The sequence below is a fragment of the Cellulomonas sp. B6 genome, from assembly GCF_001462455.1.
GTDB lineage: Bacteria > Actinomycetota > Actinomycetes > Actinomycetales > Cellulomonadaceae > Cellulomonas.
Genome location: NZ_LNTD01000061.1, coordinates 1 through 23,534 on the forward strand (window position 1 = coordinate 1; position 23,534 = coordinate 23,534).

Annotated in this window: 22 protein-coding genes; 15 read left to right on the forward strand and 7 right to left on the reverse strand. The window is 74.6% G+C overall.

Annotated elements, in window-relative coordinates; translation table 11 throughout:
• The first annotated feature begins 94 nt into the window (after nt 1-94).
• The 5 genes from ATM99_RS04505 to pstB all read left to right on the forward strand — a co-directional run bounded on the left by ATM99_RS04505 (nt 95) and on the right by pstB (nt 5,179).
• A complete protein-coding gene (locus tag ATM99_RS04505; protein ID WP_062101735.1) occupies nt 95-805 on the forward strand; it encodes a response regulator transcription factor in 711 nt (236 codons plus the stop codon).
• Nucleotides 806-1,034: 229 nt separating this feature from the next.
• The gene (pstS, locus tag ATM99_RS04510; RefSeq protein WP_062101736.1) at nt 1,035-2,168 is read left to right on the forward strand and encodes a phosphate ABC transporter substrate-binding protein PstS; all 1,134 of its coding nucleotides are present in this window, start codon (nt 1,035-1,037) and stop codon (nt 2,166-2,168) included.
• 130 nt (nt 2,169-2,298) lie between these two features.
• Complete coding sequence (gene pstC / locus ATM99_RS04515; protein WP_062101737.1) at nt 2,299-3,303, forward strand: phosphate ABC transporter permease subunit PstC; 1,005 nt, start codon at nt 2,299-2,301, stop codon at nt 3,301-3,303.
• Nucleotides 3,303-4,361 (forward strand): phosphate ABC transporter permease PstA, encoded by a 1,059-nt coding sequence (gene pstA, locus ATM99_RS04520; RefSeq protein WP_062101738.1) that lies wholly within the window; start codon nt 3,303-3,305, stop codon nt 4,359-4,361. The genes pstC and pstA overlap by 1 nt, the downstream gene beginning before the upstream one ends.
• Before the next feature lie 38 nt (nt 4,362-4,399).
• Nucleotides 4,400-5,179: a phosphate ABC transporter ATP-binding protein PstB gene (gene pstB, locus ATM99_RS04525; RefSeq protein WP_062101739.1), complete on the forward strand. Its 780-nt coding sequence runs from the start codon at nt 4,400-4,402 to the stop codon at nt 5,177-5,179.
• A gap of 102 nt (nt 5,180-5,281) precedes the next feature.
• Here pstB and ATM99_RS04530 read toward each other — a convergent pair whose 3' ends face one another.
• Entirely contained in the window at nt 5,282-5,842 is a 561-nt protein-coding gene (locus tag ATM99_RS04530; RefSeq protein ID WP_062101740.1) for a hypothetical protein, read from the reverse strand.
• Between the two features lie 346 nt (nt 5,843-6,188).
• On the opposite strand from ATM99_RS04530, the gene ATM99_RS04535 reads away from it, so the two are divergent.
• The 3 genes from ATM99_RS04535 to ispF all read left to right on the forward strand — a co-directional run bounded on the left by ATM99_RS04535 (nt 6,189) and on the right by ispF (nt 7,991).
• Nucleotides 6,189-6,671, forward strand: a complete 483-nt coding sequence (locus ATM99_RS04535) for a CarD family transcriptional regulator (RefSeq protein WP_046530074.1) — start codon at nt 6,189-6,191, stop codon at nt 6,669-6,671.
• A gap of 91 nt (nt 6,672-6,762) precedes the next feature.
• Complete coding sequence (gene ispD / locus ATM99_RS04540; protein ID WP_062101741.1) at nt 6,763-7,506, forward strand: 2-C-methyl-D-erythritol 4-phosphate cytidylyltransferase; 744 nt, start codon at nt 6,763-6,765, stop codon at nt 7,504-7,506.
• Nucleotides 7,503-7,991: a 2-C-methyl-D-erythritol 2,4-cyclodiphosphate synthase gene (gene ispF, locus ATM99_RS04545; protein ID WP_062101742.1), complete on the forward strand. Its 489-nt coding sequence runs from the start codon at nt 7,503-7,505 to the stop codon at nt 7,989-7,991. The genes ispD and ispF overlap by 4 nt, the downstream gene beginning before the upstream one ends.
• 30 nt (nt 7,992-8,021) lie before the next feature.
• Here the strand turns inward: ispF and ATM99_RS04550 are convergent, their stop codons facing one another.
• Nucleotides 8,022-9,005 (reverse strand): EamA family transporter, encoded by a 984-nt coding sequence (locus ATM99_RS04550; RefSeq protein WP_062101743.1) that lies wholly within the window; start codon nt 9,003-9,005, stop codon nt 8,022-8,024.
• 71 nt (nt 9,006-9,076) lie between these two features.
• On the opposite strand from ATM99_RS04550, the gene ATM99_RS04555 reads away from it, so the two are divergent.
• Nucleotides 9,077-9,988, forward strand: a complete 912-nt coding sequence (locus ATM99_RS04555; protein ID WP_062101744.1) for a LysR family transcriptional regulator — start codon at nt 9,077-9,079, stop codon at nt 9,986-9,988.
• A 129-nt stretch (nt 9,989-10,117) separates the two neighbouring features.
• Nucleotides 10,118-10,390, forward strand: coding sequence for a hypothetical protein (locus tag ATM99_RS04560; protein WP_150118124.1), 273 nt, complete (start codon nt 10,118-10,120; stop codon nt 10,388-10,390).
• 49 nt (nt 10,391-10,439) lie between these two features.
• Here ATM99_RS04560 and ATM99_RS04565 read toward each other — a convergent pair whose 3' ends face one another.
• Nucleotides 10,440-11,780 (reverse strand): D-arabinono-1,4-lactone oxidase, encoded by a 1,341-nt coding sequence (locus tag ATM99_RS04565; RefSeq protein WP_062101746.1) that lies wholly within the window; start codon nt 11,778-11,780, stop codon nt 10,440-10,442.
• A 141-nt stretch (nt 11,781-11,921) separates the two neighbouring features.
• On the opposite strand from ATM99_RS04565, the gene ATM99_RS04570 reads away from it, so the two are divergent.
• The 4 genes from ATM99_RS04570 to rlmB are packed head-to-tail and all read left to right on the forward strand — an operon-like array spanning nt 11,922 to nt 16,364.
• Nucleotides 11,922-12,623, forward strand: a complete 702-nt coding sequence (locus tag ATM99_RS04570; RefSeq protein WP_082659272.1) for a TetR/AcrR family transcriptional regulator — start codon at nt 11,922-11,924, stop codon at nt 12,621-12,623.
• On the forward strand, nt 12,620-13,867 hold the full coding sequence (locus ATM99_RS04575) for an alanine racemase (protein ID WP_082659274.1): 1,248 nt from the start codon (nt 12,620-12,622) through the stop codon (nt 13,865-13,867). Before ATM99_RS04570 ends, ATM99_RS04575 begins: the two co-directional genes overlap by 4 nt.
• A gap of 56 nt (nt 13,868-13,923) precedes the next feature.
• Complete coding sequence (cysS, locus tag ATM99_RS04580; protein ID WP_062101747.1) at nt 13,924-15,363, forward strand: cysteine--tRNA ligase; 1,440 nt, start codon at nt 13,924-13,926, stop codon at nt 15,361-15,363.
• A complete protein-coding gene (gene rlmB / locus ATM99_RS04585) occupies nt 15,363-16,364 on the forward strand; it encodes a 23S rRNA (guanosine(2251)-2'-O)-methyltransferase RlmB (protein ID WP_062101748.1) in 1,002 nt (333 codons plus the stop codon). The genes cysS and rlmB overlap by 1 nt, the downstream gene beginning before the upstream one ends.
• Before the next feature lie 21 nt (nt 16,365-16,385).
• Here rlmB and ATM99_RS04590 read toward each other — a convergent pair whose 3' ends face one another.
• From ATM99_RS04590 to ATM99_RS04605, 4 genes are all read right to left on the reverse strand, one after another.
• Nucleotides 16,386-17,690: a DUF4032 domain-containing protein gene (locus tag ATM99_RS04590; protein WP_062101749.1), complete on the reverse strand. Its 1,305-nt coding sequence runs from the start codon at nt 17,688-17,690 to the stop codon at nt 16,386-16,388.
• A gap of 136 nt (nt 17,691-17,826) precedes the next feature.
• Nucleotides 17,827-18,954 carry an ABC transporter ATP-binding protein gene (locus ATM99_RS04595; protein WP_062101750.1) on the reverse strand — a complete coding sequence of 376 codons (1,128 nt, stop codon included), beginning with the start codon at nt 18,952-18,954 and terminating at the stop codon, nt 17,827-17,829.
• 245 nt (nt 18,955-19,199) lie between these two features.
• Nucleotides 19,200-19,997 carry a trehalose-phosphatase gene (gene otsB, locus ATM99_RS04600; protein WP_062101751.1) on the reverse strand — a complete coding sequence of 266 codons (798 nt, stop codon included), beginning with the start codon at nt 19,995-19,997 and terminating at the stop codon, nt 19,200-19,202.
• Entirely contained in the window at nt 19,990-21,426 is a 1,437-nt protein-coding gene (locus tag ATM99_RS04605) for a trehalose-6-phosphate synthase (RefSeq protein ID WP_062101752.1), read from the reverse strand. The genes otsB and ATM99_RS04605 overlap by 8 nt, the downstream gene beginning before the upstream one ends.
• 105 nt (nt 21,427-21,531) lie before the next feature.
• Here ATM99_RS04605 and ATM99_RS19615 point away from each other — a divergent pair, with 105 nt between their 5' ends.
• Entirely contained in the window at nt 21,532-23,499 is a 1,968-nt protein-coding gene (locus ATM99_RS19615; RefSeq protein WP_062101753.1) for a serine/threonine-protein kinase, read from the forward strand.
• The last annotated feature ends 35 nt before the right edge of the window (nt 23,500-23,534 follow it).

Genomic DNA, 23,534 nt, shown 5'->3' on the forward strand with positions numbered 1-23,534 from the left:
GCCCGGACGCGCCCGCGGGTGCGTCCGCCCCGACCGACCCGCCGCGTCGTGGCCGTGAGCCGCGCACGCCGCCGACCCCCTCCAGGAGCACCCCGTGACCCGCATCCTGCTCGTCGAGGACGAGGAGTCGTACCGCGACCCGCTGTCCTACCAGCTCGGCCGCGAGGGCTACGACGTCGTGACCGCCGCGACGGGCCCCGACGCGCTCGACGCGTTCGCCGAGCACGGCGCCGACCTCGTGCTGCTCGACCTCATGCTGCCGGGCCTGCCGGGCACCGAGGTGTGCCGCCGGCTGCGCCTGGAGTCCGACGTGCCGGTCATCATGCTCACGGCCAAGGACGACGAGATCGACAAGGTCGTGGGCCTCGAGCTGGGCGCCGACGACTACGTGACCAAGCCGTACTCGTCGCGCGAGCTGCTCGCGCGGATCCGCGCGGTGCTGCGGCGTCGCGAGTCGGCGGCGCGCACGTCGGACGGCGACGGCGAGGACGACGGCACGCTCGAGGTCGCGAACGTCCGCATGGACGTCGACCGGCACACGGTGCACGTCGACGGCGTGCTCGTGCCGTTCCCGCTCAAGGAGTTCGAGCTGCTCGAGATGCTGCTGCGCAACCCGGGCCGCGTGCTCACGCGCGGTCAGCTCATCGACCGCGTGTGGGGCTCGGACTACGTCGGCGACACCAAGACGCTCGACGTCCACGTCAAGCGGATCCGCGCGAAGGTCGAGGCCGACCCGTCGGCGCCGACGCTCCTGACGACCGTGCGCGGCCTGGGCTACAAGCTGTCCGACGGCGTCGAGGACTGATCGCCCCGCCCTGCCTGCCCCGTCCCGGCCTCGGCCCGGCGCCCCGACCGGGCGTCGGGCCGAGGCCGTTCCCGGTGCGCTGTGGCGCACGTCGCAGCTGGACGCGCGTCTGGTCGACCACCGTTCACCCGGGGTTCACCGAGCACCGCCGGTGCGGTCACCTGACGCCCCTAGCGTCGCCTGCGGTTGCGCACCGACCGGTGCGCGCGGACCGACAGGACGGGACACAGTGAAGCTCACCTCCCCCACGCGTTTCGGTGCGGTCGCCCTCACGGGCGTGCTGGCCCTCACGCTCGCCGCGTGCTCCTCGACCTCCTCGGCGGAGCCGGGCGAGTCGACGGGCACCGCCGGCGGCGGCAGCGCGACCGAGCTGAGCGGTTCGCTCGCCGGTGCGGGCGCCTCGTCGCAGGAGAAGGCCGTGGCCGGCTGGATCGCCGGCTTCAACGACACCTACCCCGACGTGGCCGTCAGCTACGACGCCGCGGGCTCGGGCGGCGGCCGCGAGCAGTTCCTCGCGGGCGGCGTGCAGTTCGCCGGCTCGGACGCGGCGCTCAAGCCGGAGGAGCTGACGAAGGCGACCGAGCGCTGCTTCGGCGGCGAGGCCCTCGAGCTGCCGCTCTACATCAGCCCGATCGCGGTCGTGTACAACCTCAAGGGTGTGGACGCCGAGCACCTGCAGCTCTCGGCGGCGACGATCGCGAAGATCTTCAACCGCGACATCACGTCGTGGGACGACCCGGCCATCGCCGCGGAGAACCCCGACGTCACGCTGCCGTCGACCGCGATCATCCCGGTCAACCGCAACGACGAGTCCGGCACCACGGAGAACTTCACCGAGTACCTCGCGGCCGCGTCGGACGGCGCCTGGCCGCACGAGGCGTCGGGCGACTGGCCGCTGTCGGGCGGGCAGTCCGGCAAGGGCACGCAGGGCATGATCGACACGGTCTCGGGCGCCGACGGCGCGATCGGCTACGCCGACGCGTCGCGCGCCGGTGACCTGGGCACGGTCGCGCTCAAGGTCGGCGACGAGTACGTGCCGTTCTCGGCCGAGGCCGCCGCGAAGGTCGTCGACGCGTCGCCCGCCGCGGCGGACGCGACCGACAAGCGCCTGGTCGTCGAGCTCGACCGCACGACCACCGAGAAGGGCGCCTACCCGCTCGTCCTGGTGTCGTACTCGATCGCCTGCTCGACGTACGACTCCGAGTCGGACGCGAACAACGTCAAGGCGTACCTGTCCTACGTCGCGAGCCCCGAGGGCCAGGAGCGCGCGGCCGACCCGAGCGTCGCGGGCTCCGCGCCGATCTCGGACGACCTGCGCACCAAGGTGCAGGCCGCGATCGACGCCATCACGGTCGCGAGCTGACCGCACGGATGACCGCAGCGCGCACCCGCCCCGGGGACCGGCCCGTCGCCGGCCCCGGGGCGGGGGCGTGCCCGCAGCGCCCCTGAGCACCACACCCTCCCCGCCCCTGCGGACCACACCCGGAGCAGCCGTGGCCGTCACCACCAGCACACCCCCGCAGCGGGGCGCCGACCCGGACGTCCCCGCCGACGCGGCCGCCGCCGTGCGCGCCGCCTCGACCGGACGCGTCGCGAGCCGCGTCTTCGCGGGCCTGTCCACCGGCGCGGGCGTCCTCATCCTCGTGACGCTCGCCGCGGTCGCAGTCTTCCTCGTCCTGGAGGCGTGGCCGGCCCTCACGGCGTCGTCCGAGGACCTCGAGGCGATCTCGTGGTTCAACGCGTCCTCGGTCGCCGCGTACGTCGGGCCGCTCGTCTTCGGCACGCTGCTGGCCTCGGTGCTGGCGCTGCTGCTCGCGGTGCCCGTGTCGATCGGCATCGCGCTGTTCATCTCGCACTACGCGCCGCGTCGGCTCGCGCAGGGCCTGGGCTACCTCATCGACCTGCTCGCGGCGATCCCGTCGGTCGTCTACGGCCTGTGGGGTGCGCTGTGGCTCATCGGGCAGCTCGACCCGGTGTTCACGTGGCTGTCGTCGACGCTCGGGTTCGTCCCGCTCTTCGAGGGCTACCAGGCGCCGGCCAAGAACGTGCTGTCGGCGTCGGTCGTGCTCGCCGTCATGATCCTGCCGATCATCACGGCCGTCTCGCGCGAGGTGTTCCTGCAGACCCCGCGCCTGCACGAGGAGGCGTCGCTCGCGCTCGGCGCGACGCGCTGGGAGATGGTGCGCATGGCCGTGCTGCCGTTCGGCCGCTCGGGCGTCATCAGCGCCGCGATGCTCGGCCTGGGGCGTGCGCTCGGCGAGACGATGGCCGTGCTCATGGTCATCTCGCCCGGGTTCCTCTACTCGTTCTTCCTGCTGAAGCCGGGGCAGCACCAGACCATCGCCGCGAACATCGCCTCGAAGTTCCCCGAGTCGAGCGGCCTGAGCGTCAGCGCCCTCATCGCGACGGGTCTCGCGCTGTTCGTCGTGACGTTCGCCGTCAACTTCGCCGCGCGCTGGATCATCGCGCGGCGCGCCGAGTTCTCGGGAGCCAACTGATGACCGCCGACGTCGCCCCCGCCGGGCTGCTCGCCGACGCCACGTACCGGCGGCTGCCGTCGTGGGCCCCGTGGGGGTTCGCGGGCGGTGCGCTCGTTCTCGCGTTCCTCGTGCTGCTCGTCGCCGCGACACCTGGCGTGCCCGGCGTCGTCGCGCTCGGCGCGGCGCTGTACGTGCTGTCGCTGAGCATCACGTCGCGCATCGTCGAGGGTCCGCGCCGCGCCGCGGACCGGCTCGCGACGACGCTCGTGACGGGCTCGTTCCTGCTCGCGCTGATCCCGCTGGTCTCGCTGCTGCTGCTCGTGCTCACGCGCGGCTCGACGTCGTTCAGCTGGGCGTTCCTCACGACCGACATGGTCGGGATCTTCGGGGACATGACCGACGGCGGCATCCAGCACGCGATCGTCGGCACGCTCATGGTCACGCTCGCCGCAGCGGTGATCTCGGTGCCGATCGGCCTGCTCACGGCGATCTACCTCGTCGAGTACGGTCGCGGGCCGCTCGCGCGGGCCATCACGTTCCTCGTCGACGTCATGACGGGCATCCCGTCGATCGTCGCGGGCCTGTTCGCGTTCGCGCTGTTCACGCTGATCTTCGGTCCCGCGTACCGCGCGGGCGTCATGGGGGCCGTCGCGCTCGCGCTCCTCATGACGCCGGTCGTCATCCGCTCGGTCGAGGAGATGCTGCGCCTCGTGCCCAACGAGCTGCGGGAGGCGTCGTACGCGCTGGGCGTGCCGAAGTGGCTGACGATCGTCAAGGTCGTGCTGCGCACCGCCGCGGCGGGCATCGTCACGGGCGTCATGCTCGCGGTCGCGCGGGTCATCGGCGAGACCGCGCCGCTGCTGCTCACCGTCGGCCTGGTGACCCAGGTCAACTGGGACCTGTTCGACGGCCGCATGGCGACCCTCCCCGTGTTCGCGTACCGCCAGTACGAGCAGGGCGGCACCGGCATCGACCGGGCCTGGGCCGCGGCGCTCACGCTCATCCTCATCGTCATGCTCCTCAACCTCGTGGCCCGGCTCGTCAGCCGCTGGTTCGCCCCGAAGGGCGCCCGCTGACCGCGGGCCCGCTCCGACCCGAAGGAAGGACCCTCCCCATGTCCAAGCGGATCGACGTCTCCGACCTCGACGTGTTCTACGGCGACTTCCTCGCCGTCGAGGGCGTCAACATGACCATCGATGCCCGGCAGGCGACGGCGCTCATCGGCCCGTCCGGCTGCGGCAAGTCGACGTTCCTGCGCACCCTCAACCGCATGCACGAGGTCATCCCCGGCGCGCGCGTGCAGGGCAAGGCGCTCATGGACGGCCAGGACCTGTACGGCACCGACGTGGACCCGGTGACGGTGCGCCGGCAGATCGGCATGGTCTTCCAGCGCCCCAACCCGTTCCCGACGATGTCGATCTCCGACAACGTGCTCGCGGGCGTGCGTCTCAACAACCGCCGCATGTCGAAGGGCGACCAGCAGGACCTCGTCGAGCAGTCGCTGCGCGGCGCGAACCTGTGGAACGAGGTCAAGGACCGCCTCGCGCGCCCGGGCTCGAGCCTGTCGGGCGGGCAGCAGCAGCGCCTGTGCATCGCGCGCGCGATCGCCGTGAAGCCGCAGGTGCTGCTCATGGACGAGCCGTGCTCGGCGCTCGACCCGATCTCGACGCTCGCGATCGAGGACCTCATCGCCGAGCTCAAGTCGGACTACACGATCGTCATCGTCACGCACAACATGCAGCAGGCCGCGCGCGTCTCCGACCGCACCGCGTTCTTCAACATCGCGGGCACCGGCAAGCCCGGCAAGCTCATCGAGATGGACGACACCGCGACGATGTTCTCCTCGCCGCGCGAGCAGGCCACCGAGGACTACATCTCGGGCCGCTTCGGCTGAGCGGACGCCCGGGCCGACGTCCGCACGGACGAGGGGGCCGACCACCGCCCGGTGGTCGGCCCCCTCGTCGTGGTGCGGGCGCGCTCGTCGTGGTGCGGGGCGTCAGCCCTCCTGGTCGCCCTCCTCGTCGGACGGCGAGGACGCGTCGCGCGTCGGCGCGTCCGTGGCGGAGGTGCCGGGGAGCAGCGCCTGGTACTCCGGGAGCTTGCCGTCGAGCACGGGCACCCGCAGCTCGACCGAGCCGCCCGAGCCGGTGGCGAGCGTGACGGTCGTCAGGCCGCCCGGGGCGACGTCGACGGCCGCGATCTCGACGTCGGCCGTCTCGTAGCGCGCGGGGGCGTCGGGCGCGCCGACGAGCACGGTGCTCGACGCGGCGACCGGCACACGGACCTGCTGGCCGCCGAGCGTGAGGGTGACGGTCTCGTCCTGCGAGGACCGGTTGGTCAGCGCGCCCGTGAGCGTGCCGGGCGCGCCCTCGGCCTCGGCGACGACCAGCATGTTGAGCGCGCGCACGTCGCCGACGGTGGTCGCGACGCCGTCGGACGGCGGGTAGTCGGCGATCGTCGCGATCGGGTTGGTGGCCGAGCAGCCGCTCAGCGCGAGGACGGCGACGACCGCGAGTCCGGCGGCGGTCCGGGCGGTGCGGGGGCGGAGGCGGGTCACGAGAGCTCCTGCTCGGTCTCGCGCGCGGAGGCGGCGTGGGACGGTGGTCACGACCGGCGCCCGCGCGCGTGTGGTAGCGCGGGGAGCCGCAGGTCAGCCTACCCGTGGCGCGCCGTCCGGGGGTCCTGTGGGGGTGCTGCGCAGGTCCTGCGCAGGGTGCGCGGGGCGCGCGTCGCGGGGGCCGCGGGAGGGTCCGCACGGGTCCCGCAGCGTGCGACGACGGTGCGTGAACCCCGCGTGACGGGCGGGCGACGAGCCTCTGACCTGGGCAGATGCCCGGGAGGTGTCGGAAATCGCAGCAATCCGGCGTGATACCATACACGTCTGCGAAAGGGGACACCTGCAGATGACTTTCACTGTTGGGGAGACCGTCGTCTACCCGCACCACGGTGCAGCCAAGATCGAGGAGATCAAGAGCCGGACCATCCGGGGCGAGGAGAAGATCTACCTCAAGCTCAAGGTCGCGCACGGTGACCTGACCATCGAGGTGCCGGCCGAGAACGTCGACCTCGTCGGCGTCCGCGACGTCGTGGGCCAGGAGGGCCTGGACCGCGTGTTCGAGGTGCTGCGCGCCCCGTACACCGAGGAGCCCACCAACTGGTCGCGGCGTTACAAGGCCAACCTGGAGAAGCTCCAGTCGGGCGACGTCATCAAGGTCGCGGAGGTCGTGCGCGACCTGTCGCGGCGCGACGCCGACCGCGGCCTGTCGGCCGGCGAGAAGCGCATGCTCGCCAAGGCCCGCCAGATCCTCGTCTCGGAGCTCGCGCTCGCCGAGAAGACCGAGGAGGACAAGGCCGAAGCCATCCTCGACGAGGTCCTCGCCTCCTGATCCGCACGCACGACGGTCCGGGTGCACGCCGCCCGGGCCGTCTGCTGTGTCGGGGACCCGTGCGCCCAGCCGCACGGGGCACGATGCGCACATGACCATCGCCGCCGTCCTCACCGCCGCCGGGAGCGGGACCCGCCTCGGGCACGCGCTGCCCAAGGCGCTCGTCCCCGTGGCCGGGGAGCCGCTCGTCGTGCACGCCGCCCGGACCCTGCTGGCCGCGCGCACCGCCGACGGCTCGACCGTGACCCAGCTCGTCGTCACGGCGCCGTCGACGCACCTCGACGTCGTCGCCGCGCTCCTCGACGACGTCGTCGCCGCAGCGGCGGGCGACGTCCGGCTCGACGTGGTGGGCGGCGGCCGCACCCGCCAGGAGTCGGTCGCCGCGGGACTCGCCGAGCTGACGGACGACGTCGACGTCGTCCTCGTGCACGACGCCGCGCGCCCGTTCGTGCCGGCCGACCTCGTCGCGCGCGTCGCCGACGCCGTGCGCGCCGGGCACGTCGCGGTCGTGCCCGGCCTGCCGGTCGTCGACACCGTCAAGCGGGTCGGTGACGGCGACGCGGCCGGGCGCCCCGTCGTCGAGACGGTGCCGCGCGCCGACCTCGTGGCGGTGCAGACCCCGCAGGGCTTCGCGCGCGAGGCCCTCGAGCGTGCGCACGCCGTGGGGTCGGGGCGAGGATCGTCGGAGGCGACGGCGGCGTCCGACGACGCCGGGCTCGTCGAGGCCACGGGCGTCGCGGTGTGGGTGGTGCCGGGCGACGAGCGCGCGGCCAAGGTGACGACGGTCCGCGACCTGCTGGTCGCGCAGGCCCTGACGACGGGAGCGCTCACGTGAACCTCCGGACCGGCATCGGGGTGGACGTGCACGCCTACGACCCCGACCCCGCGCCCGACGCGGTGCTGCACCTCGCCGGCCTCGAGTGGCCGGGGGAGCGGCCGCTCGCGGGCCACTCCGACGCCGACGTCGCGGCGCACGCCGCGGCCGACGCGCTGCTCTCGGCCGCGGGCCTGGGCGACCTCGGGGCGCAGTTCGGCACGTCCGACCCGCGGTGGGCGGGCGCGTCGGGCGCGGCGCTGCTCGCCGAGACCGCGCGGCGCGTGCGGGCGGCGGGCTTCACGTTGGGCAACGTCGCCGTGCAGGTGATCGGCAACCGTCCCAAGCTCGGCACGCGACGCATCGAGGCGCAGGCCGTCCTGTCGATGGCGTGCGGCGCGCCCGTCACGGTGTCGGCCACGACGACCGACGCGCTCGGGCTGACCGGCCGGGGCGAGGGGGTCGCCGCGATCGCGACGGCCCTCGTGCAGCTCGACGCGGACTGAGGGCGGTCCCGGCCGGACGGCTGCCGTGGGTCAGCGACCGGCGACCGGCTCCGCGGCGTCGTCGAGCGCCGGCGCGTCCGGCCGCGCCGGCGCGGGTGCCGGTCGGGTGTCGTGCACCGCGTGGGGCCGGGTCGTCGCGCGACGAGCCGGCGCCGACCCGAGCAGGACGCCGCCGACCACGACCGCGCCGAGCACCAGCTCGACCGCCGGCACGGCCTCGTGCAGCACGAGCCAGGACGACGCGATGCCGACGACGGGCACGAGCATCGAGAACGGCGCGACGACGCTCGACGGGTGCCGCGCCATGAGCCACGTCCACAGCCCGGTGCCGACGAGCGTCGCGACGAGGACCGTGAACGCGAGGCCACCCAGCGCCGCGAGGCCCGTCGGCGTCGTGAGGCCGCGGAAGGACTGCACGACGGCGTCCGGCCCCTCCACGACGAGCGAGACCGCGAGCATCGGCAGCGGCGGCACGACCGACATCCACAGCACGAGCCGGAAGGGCGCGTCCGTCCGGGCCTGCCGGTTGCTCAGGTTGCCGAGCGCCCAGCCGAGGCCGCCGCACAGCGTCAGGACCACCGGCAGCAGCGTGGCGCCGCCGTCGAGGCCCGCCCGGTGCACGGCGATGCCCGCGAGCCCGAGCACGGCGACGGCGACGCCGAGGCCCTGCCGGGGCGTCAGTCGCTCGCGGAGCAGCGCCGCGGCGAGGAGCACGGTGAACGGGGCCGACGACTGCAGCACGAGGGACGCGAGCCCGGTCGGCATGCCGGTGTCCATCGCGAGGTAGAGGAACAGGAACTGGAGCACGCCGAACCCGAGCCCGTACCCCAGGATCCAGCGCCACGCGACGCGCGGGCGCGGGACGAGCAGCACGGTCGGCACGGCGATCACCGCGAACCGCAGCGCGACCAGCAGGAAGGGCGGGAACTGCTGGAGGGACAGGTGGATCGCCACGAAGTTCAGTCCCCACGTGAGGGCGACGACGACGGCGAGCAGGCGGTGGCGGAGGGGCACGGCACGAGTCTGCGGCGCGTCAGTGTTCACGACCATCGAAAAGATGTGGATCGAGGATGTAGCGTCGCTTCATGGATCCCGCGGCCCTGGCCACGTTGCGCGCCGTCCGTGCGCACGGCGGGGTGACGGCGGCGGCCGCAGTGCGGCACCTCACGCCGTCGGCGGTGTCGCAGCAGCTCGCCGCGCTGCAGCGCGAGGTCGGCCTCGCGCTGACGGAGCGCGTGGGTCGCGGCGTGCGGCTGACGCCGGCGGGCGACGCGCTCGCCGACGCCGCGCTCGAGGTGGCGGTCGCGCTCGAGCGGGCACGTGCCGCGTGCGACGCGTTCGTGGCGAGCCCCGCCGGGACCGTGACCGTGAGCGCGTTCGCGAGCGGGGCCAAGCTCCTGCTGCCCGGCCTCCTCGACCGCGTCGCGGCGCTCGACGGCATCACGGTCGAGTGCGCCGACGAGGACGTCGCCCAGGACCGGTTCGTCGCGCTGACCGACCGGTTCGACGTCGTGGTCGCGCACCGCCCCGACGGCGGCCCCGGGTGGGGTGCGGACGTCGTGGTCGAGCGGCTGCTGCGCGAGCCGCTCGACGTCGCGGTGCCCGTCGACCACCCGCTCGCGCACGCGGCGTCCGTGGCGCCGGCCGACCTGGTGGACGTGCCGTGGATCGCGGTCCGCGAGGGCTTCCCGGTGGCGCGCGTGCTCGACGAGCTGACGGTGCGCACGGGCGCCGAGCCCCGGGTCGTGCACCGGATCAACGACTTCCACGTGGTCGAGGCGCTGGTCGCCGCGGGGCACGGCGTGAGCCTGCTGCCCCGGTACTCCACCCGGACCGGCCCGGGGTCCGGCCTGCGGCTGGTGCCGCTTCGGGACGTGCGGGCCGGGCGTCTGGTCGAGGCGCTGCTGCGCCCGGACCGGGCGCAACGGGTCGCGGTGCGCCGCGTCCTGGGGGAGCTGCAGACCCTCGCCGCGGCGGTGGAGGCGTCCACGCCCTGACCCCGGTGTCAGGATGTGGACACGCTTCCACCCGCTCGGGTGAAACTCCCGGCCGTGTGCCCGGCCCTGGTGCGGATCGGTGCGCGTGCCCGTCGCGAAAGGGGCGAATCACCGGTACGGTCCGACGCCGTGACAGTGCCATCGACGGACGACGGGCGCACCGCCGCGCCCGCACCCGGCAGCGACCTGCCGGCCACGGGTCCGGGCGGCCTCCCGCAGCGTGTCGCCGGTGCCCGCGTGCGCCAGCGCGACCGGGTGTCGATCGAGACCCTGCGAGCCACGTTCGAGGGCCTGCTGCAGGTGGACGAGCACGCGCGGCCCTCGGTCGCGCTCGAGCCGCCCACCGACCTGCCCGCGGTGTGGCCGCCGCTGACGGGAGCGCTGCCACGCGTCGGCGGGTGACCTCCTCGCCGGGGTCGCCTCGCCGACGTCCGCGGCGCGTCGGCGCTGGTCAGCCCGGCAGCCCCAGCACGCGGTCGACGTAGGGGTTCCGGAACGTCCCGGTGGGGTCCACGCGGCCGCGCACGCGGTTCGCGTCGGCCAGTCGCGGGTACAGCGGCGCCAGGTCCGCGTGGGTGAGGTCGTGCATCTTGCCCCAGTGGGGTCGGCCACCGACCTCGGCCACGATCCGGCGGGCCGCCTCGAAGTACCGGCCGTGCGGCAGCCGGTGGTACTGCTGCACCGCGACGTACGCGGTCTCCCGTCCGTGCGCGGTGGACAGCCACACGTCGTCCGCGGCCGCGAAGCGCACCTCCAGCGGGAACGGGACGTGGGCGCGCGTCGCGCGGAACCACGACGCGAGCTCCGCCACGACGTCCCGGACGCTCTCGCGCGGCACGGCGTACTCGGCCTCGCGGAACCGCACCCGCCGCCGCGAGACCAGCACGTCGTGCGAGGCCGCCGTGTACGTCCGGGGCGGCAGCGACGCGCCCTGGAACCGGTTGAGGTGGGGCGTCCAGCGCGCGGTGCGCGCCGCGACCTCCTGGGCCGCGCCGAACGCGACGTTCGACAGCAGCTCGTCGTCGAGCGCCCGCCGCCAGCGCGGCAGCGGCAGGTGCTCGTCCTGCGCGACGTCGTTGCGCTTGGTCAGCGTCGAGGCGGTGTGGGGGAACCAGAAGAACTCGAAGTGGTCGTGCCCGTCGACGAGGTCGTCGAGCCCCTCGAGCACGGCGGGCAGCGGCATGGGCTCCTCGCGCGCGAGGAGCCGGAAGGCCGGCACGACCTCGAGCGTCACGGCCGCGAGCACACCCGCGGTCCCGAGCCCCAGCCGCGCCAGCTCGAAGAGCTCGGGCTCGTGGTCGGGCGACGCCTCGACGACGTCACCGGCGGCCGTGACGACGCGCAGCCCGACGACCTGCGTGGGGAGCCCGCCGAGCCGTGCCCCCGTGCCGTGCGTCCCCGTGCTGATCGCGCCCGCCACCGACTGTCGGTCGATGTCGCCGAGGTTCCGCATCGCGAGACCGCGCGCCGCCAGCTCGCGGTTCAGCGCGTGCAGGCGGATGCCCGCCCCGACGGTCACGTGCGTGGTGCCGTCCGGCCGGGGCACGACCCGCTCGACGCGGTCGAGCGCGTCGAGGTGGACGTGCACGCCGTCGGTCACCGCGGCACCGGAGAAGGAGTGGCCGGCGCCGACCGCGCGCAGGCGCGTCCCGGAGGCCGTGGCGGCGGCGACCTCGGCCGCGAGGGCGGCGACGTCGCGGGGGCGGGCAACCCGCCGGGGGCGCGCGCTCTCCGTGCGCGCCCAGTTGCGCCACGCGTCAGGACCGGCCCCGTCGGGCGCGCGTTCCCCCATTCGGCGAGCATGGGATTGGTTGAGCGTCCAAGTCAAGTGTGCGAGTGCCTTGACTAACGTCATGACTACCGATGAGATTGTGGAGGAAGGGTGACGCGGCGACCGGGGGGGTGTGCCGCGCATCGCCCGCGAGGAGGAACCGTGAACCGTCTACCCGTCGCCGAGCGACGCGAGCAGCTCATCGAGGCGGCGCTCGTCGTCGCGTGCCGGGACGGCGTCGACGGCGCCACGGTGCGCGCCGTCGCCGCCGAGGCCGGGGTGTCCCTGGGCGTCGTGCACTACTGCTTCCGTGACAAGGACGAGCTGCTGCGCGCCATGGCGCACACCATCACCCTGCGCAACACCGCGCGCGGCATGGCCGAGATGCCCGAGTCCGCTCCGGTGGCCGACCTCATCATGGGCGTCCTCGACGGGGTGTGGGCGAACATCCGGGCGACGCGCGAGCCGCAGCTGCTGACCTACGAGCTGACGACGACGTCGCTGCGTCACCCCGAGCTCCGTCAGGTGGGGGTCGACCAGTACACCCACAGCTGGGCCGTGGCCGAGCACTTCCTGGAGGAGGTCGAGCGGGCCGCGGGCATCGTCTGGCGCGTGCCGCGCCTCATGATCGCCCGCTCGATCATCGCGGCCGTCGACGGGTTCTCGCTCGCCTGGCTCGTCGACGGCGACGACCGTGCCGGGTACGAGGGTCTGCGGCTGTTCGCCGAGCACCTCGCGACGCTCGCGGTGCCGCTCGACGAGGCGACGGTCCTGGGCGAGCCGCACGTGCCCGAGCAGCGCGACGCCGACGTGCACCGGCTCGTTCCCCCCGTCGCACCGTCGGGGGTAACGTCCCGGGCATGACGTCGACCCCGGTGCGCCGCGCGGGCACGGCCCCCGTGCCGTCCGCGGGTGCCGACCCCGCGGCGCGCACCGTGGGGCAGCGCCTCGACGCGGCGACCGCAGGCCGGCCCGGGCCGCTCGTCGTCGTCGACCTCGACGCGCTCGAGGCGAACGCCGGCGACGTGCTGCGCCGCGCCGGTGGCATGCCGGTGCGCGTCGCGAGCAAGTCCGTGCGGGTGCGTCACGTCCTCGAGGAGGTCCTCGCGCGCCCCGGGTTCGCGGGGGTCATGGCCTACGCCGCCGCCGAGGCGCGCTGGCTCGTCGCGCACGGCGTGCACGACGTCCTGCTCGGCTACCCCACGGTCGACGCCGTCGCGATCGACGCGGTCGCCGCCGACCCGGCGGCCGCGGACGCGGTGACGTTCATGGTCGACGACGTCGCCCAGGCCGACCTGCTCGCGGTGGCCGCACGCCGGCACGGGCGGACGCTGCGCGTGTGCCTCGACGTCGACGCGTCGCTGCGCCTGGGGCGCGGTCCGTTCACCGTGCACCTCGGCGTGCGGCGCTCGCCCGTGCGCACCCCGGCGCAGGCGGCCGCGCTCGCCGTGGAGGTCGAGGCCCGCGGGCCGCTCGCGGTGCGCGGCGTCATGTTCTACGAGGCGCAGGTCGCCGGGCTGCCGGACACCTCGTTCGCGGTCCGTGCCGTCAAGGCCGCGTCGGTGCGCGAGCTCGCGGTGCGCCGCGCGGCCGTCGTCGACGCCGTGGCCGACGCGCTCGGGCACCCGCTGGAGCTCGTGAACTCGGGCGGCACCGGGTCGATCGAGGTGAGCGCCGCCGCACCCGCGGTCACCGAGGTCACGGCGGGGTCCGGGCTGTTCGTCCCCACGCTGTTCGACGGCTACCGCGCCTTCCGTCCGCGCCCCGCCGCGTACGTCGGTCTCGACGTCGTGCGGATCCCGGGCGACGGGTGGGCGACGGTCTTCGGCGGCGGGTACGTCGCGTCCGGCCCGGCGACGCCCACCCGGCTGCCGCGCCCCGTGTGGCCGGAGGGCCTGCGGCTCGCGCCGCGCGAGGGGGCCGGCGAGGTCCAGACGCCGCTGCGCGTGCCGGCGCGCGCCGACCTGCGCGTCGGGGACCGCGTGTGGTTCCGGCACGCCAAGGCGGGCGAGGTGATGGAGCGTTTCGCCGAGGTCCACCTGGTGCGCGGCGACCGCGTCGAGGCGACCGTGCCGACCTACCGCGGCGAGGGCGTCTGCGTCGGCTGACGTCGCCGCGCAGGTCCGGGTCGGTCGCGGGGGTCCCGCGCCGGTAGCCTGGGCGGGTGACTCTGCGGCTGTTCGACAGCGGCACCCAGGCGGTGCGTGACTTCGTCCCCCTCGTCGAGGGCCGGGTCGGCATCTACCTGTGCGGTGCGACGGTGCAGTCGCCGCCGCACGTGGGCCACGTGCGGTCCGCCGTCGCGTTCGACGTGCTCGTGCGCTGGCTGCGTCGCCAGGGCCAGCGCGTCACGCTCGTCCGCAACGTCACGGACATCGACGACAAGATCCTCGCCAAGGCCGCCGCGGCCGGGCACGAGTGGTGGGCGTGGGCGCTGACCAACGAGCGTGCGTTCACGACGGCCTACGACGCGCTCGGCGTGCTGCCGCCCGACTACGAGCCGCGCGCGACCGGGCACGTGCCGGCGATGCTCGCGCTCATGGAGCGGCTCGTCGAGCGCGGCCACGCGTACGTCGCGGGTGCGGGCGACGTGTACTTCGACGTGCGGTCGTGGGGCGACTACGGCTCGCTGACCAACCAGCGCGTCGACGACATGACCGACGTGCCCGACGACGCGGGCTCCGGCAAGCGCGACCCGCACGACTTCGCGCTGTGGAAGGCGCCCAAGCCCGGTGAGCCCGCGACCGCGGCCTGGGACACGCCGTTCGGCCGCGGCCGCCCGGGCTGGCACCTCGAGTGCTCGGCGATGGCGCACCGCTACCTGGGCGAGACGTTCGACATCCACGGCGGCGGCCTGGACCTGCGGTTCCCGCACCACGAGAACGAGCAGGCGCAGTCGCGCGCGGCGGGCTACGGGTTCGCGCGCTACTGGCTGCACAACGGCTGGGTCACGCAGGGCGGCGCGAAGATGAGCAAGTCGCTCGGCAACGGGCTGCTCGTGAGCGCGGTGCTCGAGAAGGCGCCCGCAGCCGTCGTCCGGTACGCGCTCACCGCCGTGCAGTACCGCTCGATGCTCGAGTGGACGGACGACACGCTGACCGAGGCGGCGGCCACCTGGGACCGCCTCGCGGGCTTCGTGCAGCGCGCGACCGAGCGCGTGGGCGCCGTGCCGGCCGACGAGGTCGCCACCGCCGCGCTGCCGGCGGCCTTCGGCGCCGCGCTCGACGACGACCTCAACGTGCCGGCCGCCCTCGCGGTCGTGCACGAGACCCTGCGGGCGGGCAACACCGCGCTCGCCGCGGGCGACGACGACGCCGCGCGCGACGCGATGGTCGTCCTGCGTGGCATGCTCGACGTGCTGGGCCTCGACCCGGCGTCGCCGCAGTGGGCCACCACGGGCGGCGACGACCGCACGGCGCGGGCGCTCGACGCGCTCGTGCGTGCCGAGCTCGACGCACGCGCGGCCGCTCGCGCGGCCCGCGACTGGGCCGCGGCCGACGCGATCCGCGACCGGCTCACGGCCGCAGGCGTCGTGGTCGAGGACTCACCGACGGGTGCGCGCTGGACGCTCGCGGCACCCGCGACCGACACGACGGAGGACTGATGGCCGGCAACTCGCAGCGCCGCGGGGCGACCCGCAAGGCGGGCACGAAGAAGGGCGCACGCGTCGGGACCGGCGGCCACAGCCGCCGCGCGCTCGAGGGCAAGGGCCCCACGCCCAAGGCGGAGGACCGCCCGTACCACGTGGCGCACAAGCGCAAGGTCGAGGCCGAGAAGGGCGCGACGTCCGGGCGTCCGTCGTCCGGGCGTCCGGCCGCGGGCGCGTCCCGCTCGGCCGCGGGCCGCAAGGGTGGTCGCACGTCGTCGACCCACGAGATCGTCGGCGGTCGCAACTCGGTGCTCGAGGCGCTGCGCGCGGGCATCCCGGTCTCCACCGTGTACATCGCGTCGCGCCTGGAGGCGGACGACCGCACCAAGGAGATCGTCTCGATCGCCGCGGACGCCCGGTACCCGCTCCTCGAGGTCGGCCGCGCCGAGCTCGACCGGCTGACCGACGGCGCCGTGCACCAGGGCGTCGCGATCCAGGTGCCGCCCTACGAGTACCTCGACCCGGACGACCTGCTCGACACGGCCGAGGCGTCGCAGACGACGCCGCTGATCGTCGCGCTCGACGGCGTGACCGACCCGCGCAACCTCGGGGCCGTGCTGCGCTCGGCCGGGGCGTTCGGCGCGCACGGCGTGCTGGTGCCCGAGCGGCGTGCGGCCGGCGTGACGGCGTCGGCGTGGAAGGTGTCGGCGGGTGCCGCCGCGCGGGTCCCGGTGGCCCGCGCGACCAACCTCACGCGCGCGCTGCAGGAGCTGCGGGCCGCGGGCGTGTTCGTGGTCGGGCTCGACGCGGGCGGCGACGTGCCGCTCGCGGACCTGCCGTTCGCGACGGACCCGCTCGTGCTCGTCGTCGGGTCCGAGGGCAAGGGGCTGTCGCGGCTCGTGCGCGAGCAGTGCGACGCGATCGCGTCGATCCCGATCGCGTCGGCCGTCGAGTCCCTCAACGCGGGCGTCGCCGCCGGCATCGCGCTGTACGAGGTGGCGCGCCAGCGCGCGTGACGCCCCGCACCCCGGCCGGCGTCAGCCGATGAGCCGGTCGGGGTCCAGGTCGTCGTCGACGCGCGGGTGCTCGCCCGTCTCGCCGTCGCGCAGGTCCTCGGCGCGCGTGCCGAGGACGGCCTGCTCGTCGGGGCGGCTGGGCAGGATGTGCCGGACGTAGCTCGCGGCGACCTCCGTCATGGGCACGTCGCGGTCCTCCTGCTGCGACAGGTACCAGCGGTGGTCGAGCAGCTCGTGGTAGATCTGCGCGGGCTCGAGCTTGCGGCGCAGCTCGCGCGGCACGCTGCGCACGGCCGGCTCGAAGATGTCGGTCAGCCAGTCGTGCGCGACGAACGCCTCGTCGTCGGCCTGCCGGTCCGTCGCGGCACGGTACTCGTCGAGGTCGTTGAGCAGGCGGCGCGCCTGGTTCTCCTGCACGTCCAGGCCCGTCAGGCGCATGAGGCGCCGCGAGTGGTGCCCCGCGTCGACGACCTTGGGCTGGATGCGCACCGACGTGCCGTCGAGGTCCGTGGTGATGTCGAGCTCGCCGACGTCGAACCCGAGGTCGTTGAGGCGGTCGATGCGGGCCTGCACGCGCCACCGCTCGCCGTACCCGAAGGCCTCGACCTCGGTCAGTGCGCGCCACAGCTCGTCGTACCGGACGACGAGCGCCTCGCCGATGGCCACGACGTCCTCGTCCTCGTCGAGGAACTCGCCGGCCTGCAGGTCCATGAGCTCGCCGATGATGTTGACCCGCGCGACCTCGAGGTCGTACGCGCGCTGCCCGGGGCTCAGCCGGTCGTGCAGGTCGCCGGTCTCGGCGTCGACGAGGTAGGCGGCGAACGTCTCGGCGTCGCGGCGGAACAGCGTGTTCGACAGCGACACGTCGCCCCAGTAGAAGCCGGCCAGGTGCAGCCGGACCATGAGCACCGCGAGGGCGTCGATGAGGCGGGTCGCGGTGTCGGGGCGCAGCGACTGGCTGAACAGCGCGCGGTAGGGCAGCGAGAACTGCAGGTGCTGCGTGATGAGCACGGCCTCGAGCGGCTCTCCGTCGGGCGAGCGGCGGCCCGTGATGACGCCGACGGGCTCGACGCTCGGCACCTCGAGCTTGCGCAGCTGACGCAGCAGCTCGTACTCGCGGTACGCGACGGTCTCGCCGATCTCCTTGATGGCGATGACCCGCCCCGAGAGCCGCGCGAACCGCACGATGTGCCGCGAGATGCCGCGCGGCAGCGCGGCGAGCATGTCGGTGGGCCAGTCCTCCAGCGGGACGTCCCACGGCAGGTCGAGCAGCGCGGGGTCCGGGTTGGCCGCCGTGATCTGCAGGCGCTGCACGGTACCGCTCATGGCTCGATCCTCTCAGGTCCGGTGGCGGGCCCCGCGCCGGCGCCGTGACGATCCCGTGGAGCGTCCGGCGCCGGGCGTGGAAAGCACCGAGGCGGGCCCGGTCGACCGGACCCGCCTCGGTGCGTGCTGCTGGGTGTCAGGCGAGACGCTCGCCCGAGCCCGCGTGGAACAGGTGCTGCTCGTTGGGGCGGATCCGGACGTGGATCGTGTCGCCCACCTTCGGGACCTGGCGGGGGTCGACGCGCACGATGATCTGCGCCTCGCCGGCGCCCGAGTGCACGGCCGACGCCTGCTGGCCGAACTCGTTGGTCAGCGCGCCGTAGACGAACGCGTCCGAGCCGAGCTCCTCGACGAGGTTCACGACCACGGGGAACGAGTCCTGCGTGCCCTGGGGCACGGTGTCGAGCGACTCGGGGCGGAAGCCGACCGTGATGTGGCCCTTGTCGTCGTCCGTGAGGCGGCCGACGACCTCGCGCGGCAGCGCGAGACGCGACGAGCCGACGGACGCCGCACCCTCGAGCACGGGGAACGTGCCGATGTTCATGGCGGGCGAGCCGATGAAGCCGGCGACGAACACGTTGGCGGGCGTGTCGTACAGCGCACGCGGCGTGTCGACCTGCTGGAGGATGCCGTCCTTGAGGACCGCGATGCGGTCGCCCATCGTCAGGGCCTCGACCTGGTCGTGCGTGACGTAGACGGTCGTGACGCCGAGGCGGCGCGTGAGCGACGCGATCTGCGTACGGGTCTGGACGCGGAGCTTGGCGTCGAGGTTCGACAGCGGCTCGTCCATGAGGAACACCTGGGGCGAGCGGACGATCGCGCGGCCCATGGCGACACGCTGACGCTGACCACCCGAGAGGGCCTTCGGCTTGCGGTCGAGGTACTGCGTGAGGTCGAGGATCTTCGCGGCCTCCTCGACGCGCGTGCGGATCTCGGCCTTCGGCACGCCGGCGATCTTGAGCGCGAAGCCCATGTTGTCGGCGACCGTCATGTGCGGGTACAGCGCGTAGTTCTGGAAGACCATCGCGATGTCGCGGTCCTTGGGCTGCACGTCGGTGACGTCGCGGTCGCCGATGAGGATGCGACCGGCGTTGACGTCCTCGAGGCCCGCGAGCATGCGCAGGGAGGTCGACTTGCCGCAGCCCGAGGGGCCGACGAGGACGAGGAACTCGCCGTCCTCGATGTGCAGGTTGAGCGCGTCCACCGCGGGGCGCTCGGTCCCGGGGTAGATCCGGGTCGCGTGGTCGAACGTGACCGTAGCCATGGCTGTGCCAATCCCTTCACCGGCAGGTACGTGCCGGACGATCCGTCGTGAAGAGTGTCAACGCAGGTCCGCGGGGTACGCGGGCCTGCCGAGCCCTCTGTGTCTCCGCTGACACGGACCGGCGACGGTCAAGACCGTCCTCGGTCGCGGCGTCAGTATGGCACAGGTCACGGGGCCGTCGACCGGGACCGCCGGGGCCGGGGGCGGGTACCGCGACGCGCCCGCCGCGGACCGGCGTGGCGGCGTCAGGCGAGCGCGTCGCGCAGCGTCGTCAGCGCCGCCACGGCGGCCTCGGGGTCGGCGACGCGGAACCGCGCGACCGTGTCCCCGGCGCCCACCTTGACGGTCACGTCGTCGGCGTCGAGCGCGGCGAACGCGTGCTCGTCGGTGACGTCGTCGCCCGCGTACAGCACGACCGGCGCGGCCAGCTCGTGACGCAGCGCCTGCAGCGCCGTGCCCTTGTCCGCCGGCAGCACCGACAGCTCGACGACGTCCTTGCCGTGCATCGTCCCGACGCCCAGCTCGGCCCCCAGCGCGACGGCCTCGGACTCGGCGGCGTCGGCCACGTCGCGCTCGGCGAGCCGCGTGTGCACGACGACGGCCGTCGGCTTCGTCTCGACCCACACGCCGTCACGGCCGCGCGCGACCGCCGCCGTGCGTGCGCCCAGCGCCGCGAGCCGGTCGGCCTGCTCGTGCGTGAGCTCGACGACGTCGCGGTCCAGCCCGAACTGCGTGACACGCGCGCGCTCGGCGCCGTGGCTGCCGATCAGGTACGTGCCCGGGGGCACCTGCGCGAGCGCGTGCAGGTCGCCCATCGCACGCCCCGAGACGAGCGCGAGGACGACGCCGTCCTGGGTCGAGAGCCCCGCGAGGACCTCGACGCCCTCCGGCAGGATCCGCGACGCGGCCGGGTCGTCCTGCAGCGGCGCGAGCGTGCCGTCGAAGTCGAGCGCGACCAGCAGCGGCCGCGCCGCGGGGTCGGCGGCGAGCGCGGCGAGCCGTGCGTCCAGGTCGGCCGCGGTGGCGGCGGTCGGCTCAGCCACGGGTGCTCCCCGGCATCGACGTCAGCACCGCGAGGAACTCGTCGGACCACGCCGCGACGTCGTGGCTCAGCACGCGCCGCCGCAGCTGGCGCATGCGCTTGCGGGACTCGCGCGCGTCGAGGTGGACGGCGGCCACGATCTTGTCCTTCATGCCGTCGATGTCGTGCGGGTTCACCAGCACGGCGCCGTTCAGCTCGTCCGCGGCGCCCGTGAACTCGCTGAGCAGCAGCGCCCCGCGGTCGTCGGAGCGCGCCGCCACGTACTCCTTCGCGACGAGGTTCATGCCGTCGCGCAGCGCCGTGACGAGCATGACGTCGGCCGCCAGGTACAGCGCGGCCATCTCCTCCATGGGGAACGACTGGTGCAGGTACTGCACGGGCGTGTGCCCGACCTGCCCGTGGTCGCCGTTGATGCGACCGACGAGCAGCTCGACCTCGTCGCGCAGCTGCTGGTACGCGCCGACGTTCTCGCGGCTGGGGGACGCGACCTGCACCAGGACGGTGTCGGTGGCCGACAGCCGGCCGTCCTCCAGGAGCTCGCCGTACGCCTTGATGCGGTGGCGGATGCCCTTGGTGTAGTCGAGCCGGTCGACGCCCAGCAGCAGGTGCTCGGGGTCGCCGAGCTCGCGGCGGATCTCGCGCGCCCGCTCCTGCACCTGCGGCGTGCGCGCCAGCGCGTCGAACGCGCGCGAGTCGATCGAGATCGGGAACGGCGCCGCGCGCACGACGCGCTGGTGGTCCGTGCCCTCGTCGACCGTGATCGTCTGGCCGCGCGTCGTCAGGTCGGTGACGCGGCGCACGACGCGCACGAAGTTCGCGGCGTCGCCCGCGCGCTGGAAGCCCAGCAGGTCCGCGCCGAGCAGGCCCTCGACGACCTGCCGCCGCCACGGCAGCTGCGCGAAGATCTCCAGCGGCGGGAACGGGATGTGGTGGAAGTACCCGATCCGCAGGTCGGGGCGCAGCTCGCGCAGGTACGCGGGCACCAGCTGCAGCTGGTAGTCGTGCACCCAGACGGTCGCCCCGGGCGAGGCCTGCCGCGCGGCGGCCTCGGCGAAGCGGCGGTTGACGCGCTGGAACGCGTCCCACCACTGCCGGTGGAACGCGGGGGGTGCGATGACGTCGTGGTACAGCGGCCACAGGGTGTCGTTCGAGAAGCCCTCGTAGTACCGCTCGACGTCGTCGGACGTGAGGGTCACGGGCACGAGCCGCGTGCCGTCCACGTCGAACGGCTCGAGCTCCAGCCCGGGTGACCCGCCCCAGCCGACCCACGCCCCGTCGGCCCGGGCCATGACGGGCGCGAGCGCCGTGACCAGTCCGCCGGGGGAGCGGGTCCAGCTCGGTGAGCCGTCCTCGTCCAGGCTCACGTCGACGGGCAGCCGGTTCGCGACGACGACCAGGTCGTAGCCGTCCTGCGGGGTGTCGGTGGGCACGACATCAACTCCTCGAGGTTCGCCATGACCCTAGTCGTCCTATGGGTGACACGCTCGGGGACGGGCAGGACCCGTGCGGGGCCGTGACCGGCTAGGTTGCCGGGCATGGAGCGGATCGGTCTGACGCCGGGGTCGGAGATCGGCGGGTACACGGTGGTGGCCCCGCTCGGGTCCGGCGGCATGGGGACCGTGTACCGCGCGGTCGACGGCGGCGGCACCGCCGTCGCGCTCAAGCTGCTGCACCCGCACGTCGGCTCCGACGCGACCGTGCGCGCGCGGCTGCTGCGCGAGGTCGCCGCGCTGCAGCGGCTGCGGCACCCCGCGGTCGCGGCCGTCCTCGACGCCGAGGCGGACTCGACCGAGGCGTTCCTCGTCACCGAGCTGGTCGCGGGGGACACGCTCACCGAGCACGTGCGCGAGCGCGGCCCGCTCGACGCCGACGACCTGCTCGCGCTCGCCGAGGGCCTGCGGGACGCGCTCGCGGCCGTGCACGCGGCGGGCGTCGTGCACCGCGACCTCAAGCCGTCCAACGTGCTGCTCACCGACGACGGTCCGGTACTCATCGACTTCGGGCTCGCGCAGGGCGTCGACGACGACGCGAACCTCACGACCGCGGGCCTCGTGCTCGGGACGCCCGGCTACCTCGCACCCGAGCTGCTCGACGGCGGCGATCCCAGCCCGGCGACCGACATGTGGGGCTGGGCCGCGATGCTCGCGTTCGCGGCGACCGGGCGGGACCCGTTCGGGTCGCGGCCGGTCGAGGCGGTGCTCGCCCGGGCACGTGCGGGCGACGTCGACCTGGCGGGCGTGGGCCCGCTGACGTCGGCCGCGGTCGCCGGCGCGCTGCGCCCGATCGTCGCCGAGCGCACCGACCCCGAGGACGTCGTCGCGGCGCTGCGCGCGGTCGCGGCCGAGGGCGACCTGCCCGCCGGTGCGGTCGCGACGGTCGTGCTCGGGACCGCCGGGCCCGGGGGCGCGGACGGCGGGGACGCCGACGACGTCGCGACGACGGTCGTGGGCGCCGGCGACCTCGACGACCCGGACGACCTCGACGGGGACGACCTCGACGACGACCTCGACGACGACCTCGACGACGACCTCGAGAACGACGGCGAGGACGCGCCCGACGACGGGTGGGACGACGGCCGGGGCGAGGACGACCTCGCGACCGAGCACGTGGCCCGGCGTCCCTCGCCGCAGGACCACCGGGCCACGACGGCCCTCGCGGCGCCGGCCGCCGGTGCGGCGACGGTCGCTCCCGCGGCCGCACCCGTGAACGACGGGCGCACGGTCGCCGTGCCCGTCGGGAACGACGCCGCCCGCCCGACCGCCGTGCTGCCGCCGACGATCGCGCCGCACGTCGGCGCCGAGGTCGACGACGACCCGGACGACGCGTGGATCGGTGACGACCTCGAGGCCGGCGACGACGGCGCCGACGACGGCCCCGGGTACCAGCGCCCGCCCGCCCGCCGCCGGTGGGGGTCGATGCTCGCGATCGGGCTGGTGGTCGCGCTCGCGGCCATGCTGCACCCGTTCGTGACGATCCTGGTCGTCGTCGTGCTGGCCGTGCTGGTCCGCACCGTCGGGCTGGCGGTCGAGACCATGCACACGCGGCGCGAGCGCCGCGGCGTGCGGCGGTCCGACGTGCCGCTCGCGGTGACGGGGCTGCCCTGGTACCTGCTGCGCGCGGTGCTCGCGGCGCTCCCGCCGCTGCTCGTCGGCGGCGCGGTCGTGCTGATCGTCGGCGGGCTGGGCTGGTGGCTGCTGGACACCGGACGCTGGGCGATCGGCGGCTCGCCGGGCGGCGAGCCGCCGCAGGGCACGACGGCGCGGCTCGTCGTCGCGGCCCTCACGCTCCTGCTCGTCGCGTTCGTGTGGTGGGGCCCGCTGTCACGCATGACGCGCACGGGCGCGCGGCGCACGCTCGCGCTGGTCGCGCCCGGACCGGTCGGCGCGCTCGTGGTCGTCGTGCTCGCGCTCGTCGGCGCGCTGCTGCTCTTCGACGGCCTGGTCGACGCGCAGCCGATCCGGTGGTGGCCGCTCGACACGCCGCCCGTGCTGCCGAACCCGTGAGCCCGACGGCGTGACCCGCCCCGTGCCGAACGCCT

Bases quoted from the DNA above. Each gene is read 5' to 3' on its own strand.
- pstA (WP_062101738.1), top strand. From the start codon at position 3,303: ATGACCGCCGACGTCGCCCCCGCCGGGCTGCTCGCCGACGCCACGTAC.
- pstB (WP_062101739.1), top strand. From the start codon at position 4,400: ATGTCCAAGCGGATCGACGTCTCCGACCTCGACGTGTTCTACGGCGAC.
- ATM99_RS04535 (WP_046530074.1), top strand. From the start codon at position 6,189: ATGACTTTCACTGTTGGGGAGACCGTCGTCTACCCGCACCACGGTGCA.
- ispD (WP_062101741.1), top strand. From the start codon at position 6,763: ATGACCATCGCCGCCGTCCTCACCGCCGCCGGGAGCGGGACCCGCCTC.
- ATM99_RS04555 (WP_062101744.1), top strand. From the start codon at position 9,077: ATGGATCCCGCGGCCCTGGCCACGTTGCGCGCCGTCCGTGCGCACGGC.
- ATM99_RS04565 (WP_062101746.1), bottom strand. From the start codon at position 11,780: ATGGGGGAACGCGCGCCCGACGGGGCCGGTCCTGACGCGTGGCGCAAC.
- ATM99_RS04575 (WP_082659274.1), top strand. From the start codon at position 12,620: ATGACGTCGACCCCGGTGCGCCGCGCGGGCACGGCCCCCGTGCCGTCC.
- rlmB (WP_062101748.1), top strand. From the start codon at position 15,363: ATGGCCGGCAACTCGCAGCGCCGCGGGGCGACCCGCAAGGCGGGCACG.
- ATM99_RS04590 (WP_062101749.1), bottom strand. From the start codon at position 17,690: ATGAGCGGTACCGTGCAGCGCCTGCAGATCACGGCGGCCAACCCGGAC.
- ATM99_RS04595 (WP_062101750.1), bottom strand. From the start codon at position 18,954: ATGGCTACGGTCACGTTCGACCACGCGACCCGGATCTACCCCGGGACC.
- ATM99_RS19615 (WP_062101753.1), top strand. From the start codon at position 21,532: ATGGAGCGGATCGGTCTGACGCCGGGGTCGGAGATCGGCGGGTACACG.